Raw genomic sequence first — 15,550 nt, 5'->3', positions numbered from 1 at the left:
CTCTGTCAGGACTCGGTATTGCGCGTTGATGGAAAAACCGGTTTGCCTGCGCTCTTGCTTTTTCTTGTGCTTCTGCTGCGCTTTGCTGCTGTTCTATTTCTCGGCCTTGCCTGCTTCTCCGTCGTCCTGACGAAAGTCAGGATCCAGTGTCGTTCAACGGTCTCTGAGTTTTAGCAAAAGCCACTGGATCCCGGCCTGCGCCGGGATGACGGATTACTGGTGCTCAGCGCACCAGGCAAGGTTTCTTGTTATCGAACTTCCAGCCCGGGATGAGGTACTGCATGGCCGCCGCGTCGTTGCGCGCTCCCAGGCCCATGCTGCGGTACAGCTGGTGCGCGGCCTCGATCTGCGCCATGTCGATTTCCACGCCCAGGCCCGGCCTGGTCGGCACCTTGACGCGGCCGCCCGCGATCTGCAGCGGCTGCCGGGTCAGGCGCTGGCCGTCCTGCCAGATCCAGTGGGTGTCGATGGCGGTGATCTTGCCGGGCGCGGCGGCGGCCACGTGGGTGAACATCGCCAGCGAAATGTCGAAGTGATTGTTGGAGTGCGAACCCCAGGTCAGCCCCCACTCATTGCACATCTGCGCCACCCGTACCGAGCCCTGCATGGTCCAGAAGTGCGGGTCGGCCAGCGGAATGTCGACCGACTGCAGCGAGATCGCATGGCCCATCTCGCGCCAGTCGGTGGCGACCATGTTGGTGGCGGTCTGCAGGCCGGTGGCGCGGCGGAACTCGGCCATCACCTCGCGTCCTGAATAACCGTTCTCGGCGCCGCAAGGGTCTTCGGCATAGGCCAGCACATGATGCTGGTCGCGGCACAGGCGGATCGCATCCTTCAACAGCCAGCCGCCGTTGGGATCGAGCGTGATGCGCGCGTCGGGAAAGCGCTCGGCCAAGGCGGTCACGGCGGCGATCTCGTCCTCGCCGCGCATGACGCCGCCCTTGAGCTTGAAATCGTTGAAGCCATAGCGCGCGAAAGCGGCTTCGGCCAGCCTGACGATGGCTTGCGGCGTCGTCGCCTCTTCATGGCGCAGGCGCATCCAGTCGTCGGCATCGCCCTCTGCCGAGAGGTATGGCAGGTCGGTCTTCTTGCGGTCGGCCACGTAGAACAGGTAACCCAGCATTTCCACTTCATCGCGTTGCTGGCCCTGGCCCAGCAGCGCCGCCACCGGCACTTCCAGGAACTGGCCGAGCAAGTCGAGCAATGCCGCCTCCAGCGCGGTCACCGCATGGATGGCAATACGCAGGTCGAAGGTCTGCTGGCCGCGGCCGCCGCTGTCGCGGTCGGCGAAAGCGCTGCGCGCACGGTTCAAAACCGCCTGGTAATTGCCGACCGACTGCCCCACCACCAGCGTGCGCGCGTCGTCCAGGGTCTGGCGGATGCCTTCGCCGCCCGGCACCTCGCCCACGCCGGTATGGCCGGCGCTGTCGGTCAAGATCACGATGTTGCGGGTGAAATACGGCCCGTGCGCGCCGGAAAGGTTGAGCAGCATGCTGTCGTGCCCGGCCACGGGAACCACGCGCATGTCGACGATCCTGGGGGCGCCGCGAACGGCTGGTGCGGTTTGGGTGCTGCTCATGCTGGCTGACTCCTGGTTGGCGCCGCGACGGCGGCGTGTCTCTGTGGTGCTGGTGCGCGCTGCCCGATGAAGCGGGTTGAGGCGCGGAGCGGCTTCATCCCTTCAAGCATATTTGGTAGCGCTACCAAATTAATTTTCGATGATGGTAGCGGTACCAAATTGAGGTGTCAACTGTTGATTTCAGGCATCAGGAAAATGCATGGAATCCGCCCCGGCAGATCAGGACAGAAATTTGAGGCGAAGGAAAACGATACGGAACAACAGGCGAAAAGCAGACAGCTTAAGCCTGGCGGCACTCACGCCAGCGCATACGCGACGATGGCGGCGGCCGCCACATCGATCGCCAGCACCAGTGCCCCGCCCAGGCGACGTTGCATGAACGCGCCCAGTGCCCAGAACCCCGCCAGCAAGGCGCCGCTGGCCACCAGCAGGCGCAGGTAGGACTGTTCATCGGCGATCCATAGCAGCGCCGCGGCCGCCGCCAGCAAGAATGCGAACTGCAGCATGGCCAATACGCTGGCGATACGCGGCAACTGGATGTCGTAACGCCGGCGCGCCGCCGCCAGGTCGAATGGGGGATAGGGATCGGGCACACCGGCCGGCCGCCAGCCGGGCGGCTTGAACCATATTTTCAGCTTATCGCGCCAGCGCGGCATCAGGGCGGCGCTGCGCGCCAGTTGCCAGTAGCCGGAACACACCGCCCACAGCGGGTCCCAGCTTTGCAGCGGCGTGCGGGTGCCGTAGACCACCGCTTCCTTTTCTTCGGCGAAGGTGCCGAACATGCGGTCCCAGATCACCAGCATGCCGCCGTAGTTCTTGTCCAGATACTGGTCGTTGACGGCGTGGTGCACACGATGGTTGGAAGGCGAGGAAAACACGCGGTCGAACCAGCCCAGCTTGCCGACGTGCTCGGTGTGAATCCAGAACTGGTAGACCAGCACCACCAGCCCGGCGATGCCGAACTGTTCGGGCGGCACGCCCAGCAGCGCCATGGGCAGGTAGAAGATCCAGCCGATGAACACCACCGTGCTCTCCTGGCGCAACGCGGTGGAGAGATTGAAGTCCTGGCTCTGGTGGTGCACCGAGTGCGCCGCCCACATCAGCGCATTCTCGTGGCCCATGCGGTGCAGCCAATAGTCGAAGAAATCGAACAGCAGGATGGCGGCAATCCATCCCAGCGCGCCCTGCCAGAAACGCGCCGCCGGAAAGATCGCGAAGGCCCGGTAAGCCATCGCATACAGTCCGACCTGGAACAACTGCGTCACCAGCGCGACGAGCTGGCTGATCACGCCCTGGCTGAGGCTGCTGATGGCGTCAGCCAGGCGATAGGTATTGCGCCGGCGGACGTAGCCATACGCGAATTCCACGCCGATCAGCAGCAGGAAGACGGGGATGACATAAACAATGATCTTTTCCATGGAGGGAATATAGCGGGCCGCGACACAGGCGAAGCCTCCATTATGCCGCGAAGCAGCATCAGGCGCAGGAGTAGCTGGCGCGCTGTTGCATAAGCAGCTGTACGCTCCCGCAATAGTGTTTTTTTTGCATCGCAGCTATGCGCCGCGCAAGCGCCGGCAGCGCTCAGGCGCTCTGCCGCCTGATGATGGAAAAACCCACATCGACAATCGGCTCGTCGATCTCGAGGCCGGCGGCGCGGTCGATGATGAAGCGCGCCGCGCGCTGGCCGATGCCGGTGCCGTCGATGCGCACCGTGGTCAGTTGCGGTTGCAGGTCGCGCGAGAATTCAAGGTCGCCGAAGCCGACCACGGCCAGTTGTTCGGGGATGCGGATGCCGCGGCTCTGGGCTTCGATCATCACCCCCAGCGCCAGCAAGTCGGAGCTGCAGAAGATGGCATCCATGGCAGGCTGGCGCTCCAGCAAATCGGCCAGTCCCTTGCGGCCCTGGCCCAGCGTGGTCGGCGCGCTCACATGATGCATCGCCACCGGGGCAGCGCCGGCCACCATGCCCAGCGCCGCGGCTTCCCGGGCGAAGGCATTCATGCGGCGCTGGCTGCGCTCATCCTTGCCGCCCACCACCGCTACCACGCGCCGCCCGGCGCCATGCAGGTAACGCGCGACCTCGCGGCCGATGTCATCGTGCGAAAAACCGACCAGCATGTCGATCGGCGTCGGCGTCAGGTCCCAGGTCTCGACCACCGGAATGCCGCTGGCCAGGAGCCGCTTGCGGGCCTCGGCCGAACGCATGATGCCGGTCAGCACCACGCCGTCGGGACGGCGGCCGATGATGGCTTCCAGCAGCGCATCCTCGCGCGAATTCTCATAACCGCTCTGCCCCAGCATCACCTGGTAACCGGCCGCGGCCAGCGATTCGGTGAGCGTGTGGACGATCTCCTGGAACACCGGGCCGATCACCGTCGGCACCACCACCGCCACCAGCCGGCTCTTGTTGGAAGCGAGTCCCCCGGCCAGCAGATTGGGCACGTAGCCGGTGCGCTCGACCGCGTCCTTCACCTTCTGCAGCACCTTGGGCGAAACCGCCGACGGCGTATTCAGCGCGCGCGAGGCCGTGATCGGCGCCACCCCGGCCAATTGCGCCACGTCCCGCAGCGTGATGCCGCCGGCGCTCTTGCGGCTGGCGCGGCGGCGCGGCTCGGCACTGTCGTCATTGCGCGTGTCGGCGCGGCGATCGGGGTGGGCTGGGGGGACATTCTGTGACATGCGCGCATTCTAGCATCGCCATTGGTAGCGTTACCAAAAGGACAAGCCGGCGATGCCGGGCGCCACACTCGCCTTTGTCGCCATCTTTGTCTCCATTCTTGATTGCAGTTCAAGAATGTTTTGCGTACCGCGCGGTTTTTGCAAAGACGACGATACGCGATACTGCCAGCCTGCCTCGCCGCTGCGAGCCGCACCAACCATCCGGCACGGTCATCCCCGCGCCCTCAGTCAACAAGGATCTCCATGAGCAAGCACACCATCCCCGCCTTCGGCCTCGGCACCTTCCGCCTCAAGGGCCGGGATGCCATCGATTCGGTCACCACCGGCCTGGCGCTCGGCTACCGCCACATCGACACCGCCCAGATCTACGGCAACGAAACCGAAGTCGGCCAGGCGATTGCCGACAGCCGCGTCGCACGCGCCGACCTGTTCGTCACCACCAAGGTGTGGACCGAACACCTCGCGCGCGACCAGCTGATCCCCAGCCTCAAGGAAAGCCTGCAAAAACTGCGCATGGAACAGGTCGACCTGGCGCTGATCCACTGGCCCGCGCCCAACGACGCACTGCCGGTGGCCGAATACATGCAAGCCCTGGCCGAAGCGAAGCAGCAGGGCCTGGCGCGCCTGATCGGCATCTCCAACTTCACCATCGCACACATGCAGCAAGCCATCGCAGCAGTGGGCGCCGATGCCATCGCCACCAACCAGGTGGAGATCCACCCCTTCCTGCAAAACCGCAAGGTGGTCGAGTTTGCCCGCGCCAACGACATCCACCTGACCGCCTACATGCCGCTGGCCTACGGCAAGGTGATGCAGGATGCGACGCTATTGGAGATCGCCGGCAAGCACGGCGTCTCGGCTGCACAGGTAGCACTGGCCTGGTCGCTGCAACAGGGCCATGCGGTGATCCCCTCTTCCACCAAACGCGCCAACCTGCAAGACAACCTGGAAGCGGTGAAGATCAGGCTGTCCGCTGCCGAGATGGATGCCATCGCCAAGCTCGACCGCGGCGAGCGCCTGGCCAATCCGGATTTCGCGCCGAAGTGGGATTGAATCCGGCCCCCACTACAACATCTCCAGCGCAATGAAAAAACCGGCATGCGCCGGTTTTTTTCTGCGTCGACAAGATCGCCGGTCATGCGGCAATCATGCGGCCATCATGCCGCAGCCGGCAGCGGCGTCGCCTTGTGGCCCTTGATGCGCAACACCATCACCGCGCCGACCAGGCACGCCGTGCCCATCAGGATCGACGACAGCGTGTAGTTGCCCAGCGTGGCGCGCATGTAGCCGGCCAGCGTGGTGGCGGTGGCCGCTCCCAGCTGGTGGCCGGCAACGATCCAGCCGAACACCACGGGGGCAGCCAGGCGGCCGAAGACGTCGTTGGCCAGGCGCACGGTGGGCGGCACGGTGGCGATCCAGTCCAGGCCGTAGAAGATGGCGAAGATGGCCAGGCCGTAGTACTGCAGGCCGAAGGCGTAAGGCAGGAAAATCAGCGCCACGCCGCGCAGGCCGTAGTACCAGAACAGCAGCACGCGCGGATTGTAGCGGTCCGACAGCCAGCCCGAGAGCGTGGTGCCGACCAGGTCCAGCAGCCCCATCGCGGCCAGGATGGAAGCGCCGCCGACTTCGTTGATGCCGTAGTCGTTGCACATGGCGATGAACTGGGTGCCGATATAACCGTTGGTCGACAGGCCGCAGACGAAGAAGCTGAAGAACAGCAGCCAGAAATCGGGCATGCGCACCGAGCTGCGCAATGCGCCGAAGGCGATCGCCAGCGGGTTCTTCTTGCTGGCGGCCGCTTCATCGATGTCGGCGGTCTGGCCGACCATCTTCTGGCCGATGGCGGCCGGGCTTTCCGGCAGCAGCAGCCACACCAGCGGGATCGCCAGGAGCGCCACGGCCGACACCAGGAACGCCACCGAACGCCAGCCGTAAGCGCCCACCATGGACGCCATCAGCGGCAGGAACACCATCTGCCCGGTGGCCGCGCTGGCCGTCAGCAACCCCATGGCGAAACCGCGCCGCGCTTCGAACCAGCGGCTGACGATGGTGGCGCCCAGCGTATTGGCGGCCACGCCGGTGCCGGCGCCCACCAGCAAGCCCCAGGACAGCAGCATGTGCCAGGGCATATGCATCAGGGTCGACAGCGCCGTGCCGCTGGCCAGCAGCACCAGCGCGCCCAGCACCACGCGGCGGATGCCGAAGCGCTGCATGGCGGCCGCCGAGAACGGGCCGATCAGGCCGTACAGCGCGATGTTGACCGAGATCACCACCGAGATGGTGGAACGGTTCCAGCCGAACTCCTGCTCCAGCGGCAGGATCATGACCGAGGGCGTGGCGCGAATGCCGGCCGAGCACAGCAGCACGAGGAAGATCACGCCGACCACGACCCAGGCGTAATGGAAGCGCGGCGTGACGGCGTTGGCGAGCGATTGGGTGAGCTTGTTCATGTTGTATTTCTGAAGGAGGTTTGGCGGAATCTGTCTTGGTCTTTTATCGGTTTGTCGCCCGGCGAACGCAAGCTGCTAGATGTCCTGCAGCTTGCCGTAGGCGTCGTTGATCATCTCGTTCAGCTCGCCCGCCAGCCTGGGGCCGAGCTGGCGGTCGATTTCATCCTGGGCGCGGCGCCAGTTGGGGCGCGCCTCATCGAGTTTCTTGCGGCCGGCCGCTGTCAGTTGCAGCGCGAAGGAACGCTTGTCCAGATGCGCCTCTTCCGGCAGGTCGACCGTCTCTATCCAGCCCGCGGCGATCAATGGCTTGAGCGCCCGGCTCAGGGTGCTGCGATCCATGCCCATGTCGGCAGCCAGGCCGATATTGGCGATCGGCCCGCTACGGCCGATGCGGCTGATCAGCGAATACTGGGTAATGGTGAGTTGGTTGGGCTGCAGATGGTGGTCGTAGATGACCGTGATCTTCCGCGTCAGGCGGCGCAGCGGGGAACAGGTACAGATGTCGTTGCTCATCAACAATCCTTTGCCGGTTTGCGGCATTGCTCTACTACAGTGCAGTGCCGAACAGCCTAAATATATGCATATGCATCGATGTATGCGCATGATATTTTCGTGTTCACGGACTGTCAAGACGTACGCGGAAATAAAAAACAGGCCGCTCCAAAAGAGACAGCCTGCCGGATCGGGAGGGATCGGGTAGCGCAACGAACAGCGCCCTCCCCCATAAAGTCAATGCGCCTAAGACGCCGGGTTCAAACCCGTTCAATCACCATCGCAATCCCCTGCCCCACGCCGATGCACATGGTGCACAACGCGTAACGCCCGCCGCTGCGCTGCAGCTGGTAAGTGGCGGTCGTCACCAGGCGCGCGCCGCTCATGCCCAGCGGGTGGCCCAGCGCGATGGCGCCGCCGTTGGGGTTGACGCGGGCGTCGTCGGCGGCCACGCCCAGTTCGCGCAATACCGCCAGGCCTTGCGCGGCGAAGGCTTCGTTGAGTTCGATCACGTCCATCTGCGCGATGCCCAATCCCAGTTGCCTGAGCAGTTTTTGCGTGGCCGGCGCCGGACCGATGCCCATCACGCGCGGCGCGACGCCGGCGGTGGCCATGCCGAGGATGCGCGCCTTCGGCTTGAGCCCGTATTGTTCCACCGCCTCGGCGCTGGCCAGCAGCAAGGCGCAGGCGCCGTCGTTGACGCCCGAGGCGTTGCCGGCGGTCACCGTGCCGTCTGCCCGCACCACCGGCTTGAGCTTGGCCAGCGTCTCCATGCTGGTGGCGCGCGGATGCTCATCCTGGCTGACGGTGAGCGGGTCGCCCTTCTTTTGCGCGATCGCCACCGCTACGATCTCCTGCGCCAGCGTGCCGTTCTGCTGCGCCGCGGCCGCCTTGGCCTGGCTATTCAGCGCGAAGCGGTCCTGCTCCTCGCGGCTGACCCGATAGTCGTCGGCCACGTTCTCGGCGGTCTCGGGCATGGCATCCACGCCGTATTGCGCCTTCATCAGCGGATTGACGAAGCGCCAGCCGATGGTGGTGTCGTGGATCGCCGCGCTGCGCGAAAAGGCGGACTCGGCCTTGCCCATGACGAAGGGCGCGCGCGTCATGCTTTCCACGCCGCCGGCGATCATCAGTTGCGCCTCGCCGGCCTTGATGGCACGCGCGGCGGTGCCCACCGCATCCATGCCCGAGCCGCACAAACGGTTGATGGTGGAACCCGGCACGCCCTGCGGCAGGCCGGCCAGCAGCGACGACATGCGCGCCACGTTGCGGTTGTCTTCGCCGGCCTGGTTGGCGCAACCGAAGATGACGTCGTCCACCGCGTTCCAGTCGACTTGCGGATTGCGCTGCATCAGCGCGCGCAGCGGGACGGCGCCGAGGTCGTCGGCGCGCACGTCCTTGAGGGCGCCGCCGAAACGGCCGATGGGGGTACGGATGGCGTCGCAGATGAATACGTCTTTCATGTCTTCCTTTCAGGCGCGGCGCAACGGCGCGCCGGTCACTTCCTGCAATTGTTCAAAGGACAGGCCGTCGACCATCTCGCGCACCCGCAGCCCTTCGGGCGTGACGTCGATCACGGCCAGGTCGGTATAGATGCGGCTCACGCAGCCGATGCCGGTCAGGGGGTAATTGCACTGCCCGACGATCTTGCTTGCGCCGCTTTTGGTCAGGTGCTCCATCATCACGAATACCTGCTTGGCGCCGCTGGCCAGGTCCATGGCGCCGCCCACGGCCGGAATCGCATCCGGCGCGCCGGTGTGCCAGTTGGCCAGGTCGCCGCCGGCCGAGACCTGGAAGGCGCCCAGCACGCAAATGTCGAGATGGCCGCCGCGCATCATGGCGAAGGAGTCGGCATGGTGAAAATAGGCGCCGCCGGTCAGCAGCGTCACCGGCTGCTTGCCGGCATTGATCAGGTCTTCATCTTCCTCGCCGGCGGCCGGCGCCGGGCCCATGCCGAGCAGGCCGTTTTCGCTGTGCAGGAAGATTTCCTTGTCGGCCGGCAGGTAGTTGGCGACCTTGGTCGGCAAGCCGATGCCGAGATTGACGTAGGCGCCTTCGGGGATGTCCTGCGCCACGCGGGCAGCCATCTGGTCGCGGGTAAAACGGTTCATTGCCGGCCCTCCTGGTTCGATGTGCGCACCACCCGCTGCACGAAGATGCCGGGGGTGACGATGTGTTCCGGGTCGAGCTGGCCGAGTTCGACGATCTGGTCCACCTGCGCGATGGCGCATTTGGCGGCCATGGCCATGATGGGGCCGAAATTTCGGGCAGTCTTGCGGTACACCAGGTTGCCCCAGCGGTCGCCGCGCAACGCCTTGATCAGCGCAAAGTCGGCATGGATGGGGGACTCCAGCACGTAGTGCTTGCCGTCGATCAGGCGCGTTTCCTTGCCTGCGGCCAGCATGGTGCCGTAGCCGGTCGGGCTGAAGAAGCCGCCGATGCCGGCGCCGGCGGCGCGGATGCGTTCGGCCAGGTTGCCCTGCGGGGTCAGTTCCAGCTCGATCTCGCCGGCGTGGTAGAGCGCGTCGAACACGTAGGAATCGGCCTGGCGCGGGAAGGAGCAGATGATCTTCTTCACCCGCCCGGCTTTCAGCAGCGCCGCCAGGCCGGTCTCGCCATTGCCGGCGTTGTTGTTGACGATGGTCAGCTCGCGTGCGCCCTGTGCAATCAGGGCGTCGATCAATGCCGACGGCATGCCGGCATTGCCGAAACCGCCGATCATGATGGTGGCGCCGTCATGGATGCCGGCGACCGCCTGCTCCAGTGAAGCGATGGTTTTGTCTATCACGGCGCATCTCTTTCGTGAAAGGGTGGATGGGGCAAGCGCGCGGCGCTGCTGCGGGAGAGCCGCGCGCCTGTATCTCGCTGGAAAAAAGGGCCGCTCCGCACTGCAGGACGGCGGCTGTCTCACGATATTTGCAATGACAGGATGTGCGATTACCGCACACACTGTTTATTATTCGCACAAAAAGTGTAGCGATCGCAGGCGTGCAGCGTCAATCCATCGGACGCAAGAAGTGTTCGATCAACGAACGTATTGCCGGATTTCGCACATGGCGTTAATGTCATGCATCGCCATCACCATCGTTTAACGCCATGCCAGCAACCAGCCCCCGCAAGAAGAACGCCCCGGAACAGCCCGCCGGCGGGCCAGGCCGCCAGCAGGAAGAAGCGCAGGAACCGACTGTGGCCGAGCAGATCGATGCCATGGCCGATCCCAATTTCATGACCTCGCTGGCGCGCGGCCTGGCCGTCATCCGCGCCTTCAGCGACATGCGCCGCGCCATGACCATCGCCCAGCTCAGCCAGCGCACCGGCATCCCGCGCGCGGCGGTGCGGCGCTGCCTGCATACCTTGAAGGCGCTTGGCTACGCCGATGCCGACGGCAACTATTTCTCGCTGGGGCCCAAGACGCTCACGCTGGGTTACTCCTACCTGTCCTCGACGCCGCTGACGGTGTCCGCCCAGCCCTGCCTCAATGGCATCACCCGCGCGCTGGGCGAGTCATCCTCGCTGGCGGTATTGAATGAGGATGAGGTGCTGTATGTGGCGCGTTCGGCGACATCGCGCGTGATGTCGGTGGCGCTCAACACCGGCAGCCGCTTGCCGGCGTATTGCACCTCGCTGGGAAGGGTGATGCTGGCCTGGATGCCGGAAGATGAATTGGACGCCTACTTCGCGCGGGTGAAACTGCGCGCCTTCACCGACAACACGGTGGTTTCGCAAAAGCGCCTGCGCGAGATCCTGGCGGGCATCCGCCGCGACGGTTACGCGGTGAACGACCAGGAACTGGAGATCGGCCTGCGCTCCATCGCCGTGCCGGTGCGCGGCGCATCCGGCAGCGTGCTGGCGGCGCTCAATGTGGGCGCCCAGGCGGCGCGCATACCGCGTCGCCAGATGGAGGAAGAGTTCTTGCCGGTGCTGCTGCGCGGCGCGCAGGAATTGTCGATCCTGCTGCCCTAAGAATCGTTCAGGCCGCAACCGCCGCCGGGCGCGGCGCGGCGATGCGGTGGAACTGGCGTTCGAAGTAAGCCAGCCCGTCTTGCGGCGCATCGGCCAGGCGGATGTGCCGCAGTTCGACGAACATCACGCAATGCGAACCGGCGCGCTGCTCCAGCACGATATCCCCTTCCAGCACGGCCAGCGCATCGGCCAGGGTCGGCTGCCCGTAGCCGCCGGCCAGCCAGTGCGCCTGCGCCATCCGCTGCTGCGGCGACAGGCCCGTCATGCCGGCGATCTGGCGCGCCAGCTCCTCATGCTGTCCGGCCAGCACATTGACGCATAAGCGGCCGTTTCCGGAAAAGATGGGTTGCGCCGCGCTCTTGGTATTGATGCAGACCAGCAAGGTGGGCGGATTGTCGCTCACCGAACTGACGGCGCTGACGGTCATCGCGGCGCGCCCATGCGGGCCGTCGGTGGTGACGATGTTGACGGCGGCCGACAGGCGCGCCATGGCGTTTCTGAATTCGTTTTGCATGATCAGGAGCAAGAAGGAAAATGAACAACAATGAAAACGGCCAACACAATGCCTTCACAAACCCGCGAACTTGGGTAAGATAAAAAAGCGCATCGGGGCCCGTGCCCGATGGCAAATGAAGCTGCACGAACCGCATAAGCGGCGCTTATCCGCGCCAGCAAAAAATCAAATACAAAACGGGAGACATTGGGCACATACATTGCTTGTGCCTGCACGAGGACGACCAGCTTCAGCCGCCATCGCCCGTTCCGCGACATGGATCAACGATAGGCCGTCCGCTATTTCGCAGTCAAATGATTGTCTGGAATGTCCTTCATGAAACAAATGAATATCGCGACGGTCGACCTGAACCTGCTCAAGACCTTTATCGCCATCTGGGAAGTGCGCAGCCTGACCGGCGCCGCCGAGCGCCTGCACCTGACGCAGCCGGCGGTGAGCCATGCGCTGCGCCGCCTGCGCGAGATCTTCGACGATCCGCTGTTCGTGCGCACCCCTGCCGCCATGGTGCCCACCGATGCCGCCATGCGCCTGCATGCGCCGATCGCCAACGCGCTGTCGATCATCCATGATGCGCTGCAAAACCATGCCCATTTCGATCCGGCCACCGCCACCCGCAGCTTCCGCCTGGTGATGTCGGACATGTCCTCGTCGCATGTGCTGCCGCAATTGATGGAAGCGCTGTCGGTGTCGGCCCCGCACATTTCCTTCGAAGTGCAGCAGATGCCCATCGATGCGCTGAGCGCGGCCATGCGCAACGGCGACGTCGACCTCGCCTTCGGCTACCTGCCGGGCCTGTCCGACGACTGCGTCAGCCAGACCGTGCTGTACGACGAATACATCTGCATGCTGCGCCGCGGCCACCCGCTGGCGGACCGGCAACTCACGATGGAAGACCTGAAGGCGCTGCGCTACGTGTTCACCGCCACCAATACCACCGGCCACGCGCTGGCCGAGGATGTGTTCCGCAAGGCCGGCATCCGGCGCGACATCGCGCTGCGCATCCCGCACTTCACGGTGGCGCCGCAGATCGTCTGCAAGACCGACCTGGCGCTGATCCTGCCGCGCAGCATCGCCGAGCGGCTCAACCTCGAGCATGACAGCGTACTGCGGGCGCTCCCGCTGGAGATGCCGCGCATTCCGGTGCGCCTCTACACGCATACCCGCTTCGCCTCCGACTCCGGCATCGCATGGCTGCGCTCGGTGCTCATCGAGATGTTCGGCGAGGACGAAAAACGCCCGCAGGCAGCGCCCCGGCTGGCCGCGGGCTGAATCGGATCGACGCCTTGGGCAGGTTCTTATACCCACAAGGTATGGAGCCCATCCCAAACGGTCTTGGACAAGCGGGCGGGCTTGTTTCTATGATCGGGAAAACCTGTCGAGAACACCATGACCACCCATTCCACTACTCCCGTCGCCATCGAACACGTCGAGGTCATCCTGCTGGATGTGCCGACCATCCGTCCCCATAAGCTGTCCATGGCCACCATGTACCGCCAGACCCTGGTGCTGGTGCGCATCACCGGCAACGACGGCGTCGTCGGCCTGGGCGAAGCCACCACCATCGGCGGCCTGGCCTATGGCGAGGAAAGCCCGGAAAGCATCAAGGTCAACATCGATACCTACATGGCGCCGCTGCTCAAAGGCGGCGACGCCACCCAGGTCGCCGCGCGCATGCAGTCGCTCGAGCGGCACGTGCAAGGCAACCGCTTCGCCAAATGCGCCATCGAGACCGCGCTGTGCGACGCCCAGGCCCGCCGCCTCGGCGTGCCGCTCTCCAGCCTGTTCGGCGGCCGCGTGCGCGACGCGCTGCCGATCGCCTGGACCCTGGCGTCGGGCGATACGGCGCGCGACATCGAAGAGGCGGAAAAGATGCTGGCGCAACGCCGCCACAATATCTTCAAGCTCAAGATCGGCGCGCGCAGCGTGCGCGAAGACGCCGCCCACGTGGCCGCCATCAAGCGCGCCATGGGCGAGCGCGCCAGCGTGCGGGTGGATGTGAACCAGGCCTGGAGCGAGACCGACGCCATGCTGGGCATGCGCCTGCTGGAAGACGCCGGCTGCGACCTGGTCGAACAACCCATCGTCGCCGCCAATGTCGAAGGCATGGCGCGCCTGCGCCGGAAAAACCGCGTGGCGCTGATGGCCGACGAAGCGCTGCATGGCCCGGCCGATGCCTACAACATGGCGCACCACGGCGCGGCCGACGTGTTCGCCGTCAAGATCAACCAGTCCGCGGGCTTGTCCGGCGCGCAGCAGGTGGCCGCCATCGCCGGCGCCGCCAATGTCGAGCTGTATGGCGGCACCATGCTCGAAGGCGCGGTGGGCACCATGGCCTCGGCCCAGTTGTTCGCCGGCTTCGCCAACCTGGCCTGGGGCACCGAACTGTTCGGGCCGCTGCTGCTGACCGAAGAAATCCTCACCGAGCCGCTGGCCTATCGCGACTTCGCGCTGGCGCTGCCGAGCGGCCCCGGCCTGGGCATCACGCTCGACGAAGACCGCATCAACCACCTGCGCCGCGACAACCGGCGCTGACGCAGGCAACGCCATCCGGCGCCATCGATAAAAAGGAGACCCCATGCTGTTCAAAGTCACAATGGATGTGCAACTGCCGCACACCATGCCCAAGGAAACATCGGACGCGCTCAAGCTGGCCGAACGCGAACTGGCGCAAAGCCTGCAGCGTTCCGGCAAGTGGCGCCACCTGTGGCGCGTGGCCGGCCGCTATGCCAACATCAGCATCTTCGACGTCAGCGGCGCTACCGAGCTGCACGATCTGCTGACCGGCCTGCCGCTGTTCCCCTACATGAAGATCGAAGTGGAAGCGCTGTGCCGCCACCCGTCTTCCATCCACCAAGACGACCGATAAGCGTCCGCCAATATTGAGCCCGTGACGCCATGTCACGCCCTGCCATCATCAAGACCATAAAAGAGAGAGTGAGACCAACATGGACAAGCAAGCCATCGACGCCGTACTGCGCAAGATCCAGGGAGCCGATTCCGGCCAGGAAGCCAGCCGCGTTCAACAGATTGTTAACCGCATCGTGCATGACCTGTTCCACACGATTGAAGACTTTGACGTCCAGCCTGAAGAGTTTTGGGCTGCCATGCATTATCTGACCGCCGCCGGCCGCAACGGCGAATACGGCCTGATCGCCGCCGGCCTGGGCCTGGAGCATTTCCTCGACCTGCGCATGGATGAGGCCGAAGCCCGCGCCGGCGTTGACGGCGGCACCCCGCGCACCATCGAAGGCCCGCTGTACGTGGCCGGCGCGCCGGAAGAAAAGGCCTTTGCGCGCCTGGACCAGGATCCGCAACCGGGCGAAGTGCTGTTCATGCAAGGCCAGGTGCGCGACATGCAAGGCCAGCCGCTGGCCCACTCGCTGGTGGAAGTCTGGCATGCCAACCACCTGGGCGGCTATTCCTTCTTCGACCAGACCCAGTCGCCGTTCAACCTGCGCCGCAGCATCCGCACCGATGCCGAAGGCCGCTACCGCTTCCGCTCGCGCGTGCCGGTCGGCTACAGCGTGCCGCCGGGCGGCTCCACCGACCAGTTGATGAAATTGCTGGGCCGCCACGGCACGCGCCCGGCGCACATCCACTTCTTCGTCAGCGCGCCGGGCTTTCGCAAGCTGACCACGCAGATCAACATCGAAGGCGATCCCTTCCTGTGGGATGATTTCGCCTTTGCCACGCGCGACGGCCTGGTGCCCGCGCTCAAGCAAGTGACCGATGAAGCGGCGATCCGCCGCAACGAGCTGGATGGCCCGTTCTATTCGATCGACTTCGACTTCGTGCTGCACCGGGAGCAGGATCAGTTGCCCAAGGCCGAAGTCGAACGCGACCACTTCACGGTCTGAACCGGAACCAGGCCCG

Annotated in this window: 15 protein-coding genes; 6 read left to right on the top strand and 9 right to left on the bottom strand. The window is 65.0% G+C overall.

Annotated elements, in window-relative coordinates; genetic code table 11:
- Positions 1-223: 223 nt before the first annotated feature.
- The 3 genes from gudD to AC07N6_RS04505 all read right to left on the bottom strand — a co-directional run bounded on the left by gudD (position 224) and on the right by AC07N6_RS04505 (position 4,258).
- Positions 224-1,579, bottom strand: a complete 1,356-nt coding sequence (gudD, locus tag AC07N6_RS04515; RefSeq protein ID WP_494781119.1) for a glucarate dehydratase — start codon at positions 1,577-1,579, stop codon at positions 224-226.
- Positions 1,580-1,875: 296 nt separating this feature from the next.
- On the bottom strand, positions 1,876-2,997 hold the full coding sequence (locus AC07N6_RS04510; protein WP_494781118.1) for a sterol desaturase family protein: 1,122 nt from the start codon (positions 2,995-2,997) through the stop codon (positions 1,876-1,878).
- Positions 2,998-3,160: 163 nt separating this feature from the next.
- Positions 3,161-4,258, bottom strand: coding sequence for a LacI family DNA-binding transcriptional regulator (locus AC07N6_RS04505; RefSeq protein ID WP_494781117.1), 1,098 nt, complete (start codon positions 4,256-4,258; stop codon positions 3,161-3,163).
- Between the two features lie 243 nt (positions 4,259-4,501).
- Here AC07N6_RS04505 and dkgB point away from each other — a divergent pair, with 243 nt between their 5' ends.
- Positions 4,502-5,311: a 2,5-didehydrogluconate reductase DkgB gene (dkgB, locus tag AC07N6_RS04500; protein ID WP_494781116.1), complete on the top strand. Its 810-nt coding sequence runs from the start codon at positions 4,502-4,504 to the stop codon at positions 5,309-5,311.
- Between the two features lie 104 nt (positions 5,312-5,415).
- Here the strand turns inward: dkgB and AC07N6_RS04495 are convergent, their stop codons facing one another.
- The 5 genes from AC07N6_RS04495 to AC07N6_RS04475 form a co-directional block, all read right to left on the bottom strand.
- Positions 5,416-6,708, bottom strand: a complete 1,293-nt coding sequence (locus tag AC07N6_RS04495; protein ID WP_494781115.1) for an MFS transporter — start codon at positions 6,706-6,708, stop codon at positions 5,416-5,418.
- A gap of 75 nt (positions 6,709-6,783) precedes the next feature.
- The gene (locus AC07N6_RS04490) at positions 6,784-7,221 is read right to left on the bottom strand and encodes a MarR family winged helix-turn-helix transcriptional regulator (RefSeq protein ID WP_494781114.1); all 438 of its coding nucleotides are present in this window, start codon (positions 7,219-7,221) and stop codon (positions 6,784-6,786) included.
- A 239-nt stretch (positions 7,222-7,460) separates the two neighbouring features.
- Positions 7,461-8,663, bottom strand: a complete 1,203-nt coding sequence (gene pcaF, locus AC07N6_RS04485) for a 3-oxoadipyl-CoA thiolase (protein WP_494781113.1) — start codon at positions 8,661-8,663, stop codon at positions 7,461-7,463.
- Between the two features lie 9 nt (positions 8,664-8,672).
- On the bottom strand, positions 8,673-9,311 hold the full coding sequence (locus AC07N6_RS04480; protein ID WP_494781112.1) for a CoA transferase subunit B: 639 nt from the start codon (positions 9,309-9,311) through the stop codon (positions 8,673-8,675).
- Complete coding sequence (locus AC07N6_RS04475) at positions 9,308-9,988, bottom strand: 3-oxoacid CoA-transferase subunit A (protein WP_494781111.1); 681 nt, start codon at positions 9,986-9,988, stop codon at positions 9,308-9,310. Before AC07N6_RS04475 ends, AC07N6_RS04480 begins: the two co-directional genes overlap by 4 nt.
- Positions 9,989-10,296: 308 nt before the next feature.
- Here AC07N6_RS04475 and AC07N6_RS04470 point away from each other — a divergent pair, with 308 nt between their 5' ends.
- Positions 10,297-11,163, top strand: a complete 867-nt coding sequence (locus AC07N6_RS04470) for an IclR family transcriptional regulator domain-containing protein (protein ID WP_494781110.1) — start codon at positions 10,297-10,299, stop codon at positions 11,161-11,163.
- A gap of 7 nt (positions 11,164-11,170) precedes the next feature.
- Here AC07N6_RS04470 and AC07N6_RS04465 read toward each other — a convergent pair whose 3' ends face one another.
- Positions 11,171-11,677 carry a flavin reductase gene (locus AC07N6_RS04465; RefSeq protein WP_494781109.1) on the bottom strand — a complete coding sequence of 169 codons (507 nt, stop codon included), beginning with the start codon at positions 11,675-11,677 and terminating at the stop codon, positions 11,171-11,173.
- Between the two features lie 315 nt (positions 11,678-11,992).
- Here AC07N6_RS04465 and AC07N6_RS04460 point away from each other — a divergent pair, with 315 nt between their 5' ends.
- The 4 genes from AC07N6_RS04460 to catA all read left to right on the top strand — a co-directional run bounded on the left by AC07N6_RS04460 (position 11,993) and on the right by catA (position 15,534).
- Positions 11,993-12,946 carry a LysR family transcriptional regulator gene (locus AC07N6_RS04460; protein WP_494781108.1) on the top strand — a complete coding sequence of 318 codons (954 nt, stop codon included), beginning with the start codon at positions 11,993-11,995 and terminating at the stop codon, positions 12,944-12,946.
- Between the two features lie 117 nt (positions 12,947-13,063).
- The gene (locus AC07N6_RS04455; protein WP_494781107.1) at positions 13,064-14,209 is read left to right on the top strand and encodes a muconate/chloromuconate family cycloisomerase; all 1,146 of its coding nucleotides are present in this window, start codon (positions 13,064-13,066) and stop codon (positions 14,207-14,209) included.
- A gap of 43 nt (positions 14,210-14,252) precedes the next feature.
- The gene (gene catC, locus AC07N6_RS04450) at positions 14,253-14,543 is read left to right on the top strand and encodes a muconolactone Delta-isomerase (RefSeq protein WP_494781106.1); all 291 of its coding nucleotides are present in this window, start codon (positions 14,253-14,255) and stop codon (positions 14,541-14,543) included.
- A 79-nt stretch (positions 14,544-14,622) separates the two neighbouring features.
- Positions 14,623-15,534: a catechol 1,2-dioxygenase gene (gene catA, locus AC07N6_RS04445; RefSeq protein ID WP_494781105.1), complete on the top strand. Its 912-nt coding sequence runs from the start codon at positions 14,623-14,625 to the stop codon at positions 15,532-15,534.
- Positions 15,535-15,550 lie beyond the last annotated feature (16 nt).

It is taken from the genome of Herbaspirillum sp. GW821-FHT09A12 (assembly GCF_059418325.1).
The sequence above is the reverse complement of the archived record's forward strand: the minus strand, read 5'-3'. Positions and strand labels throughout refer to the sequence as shown.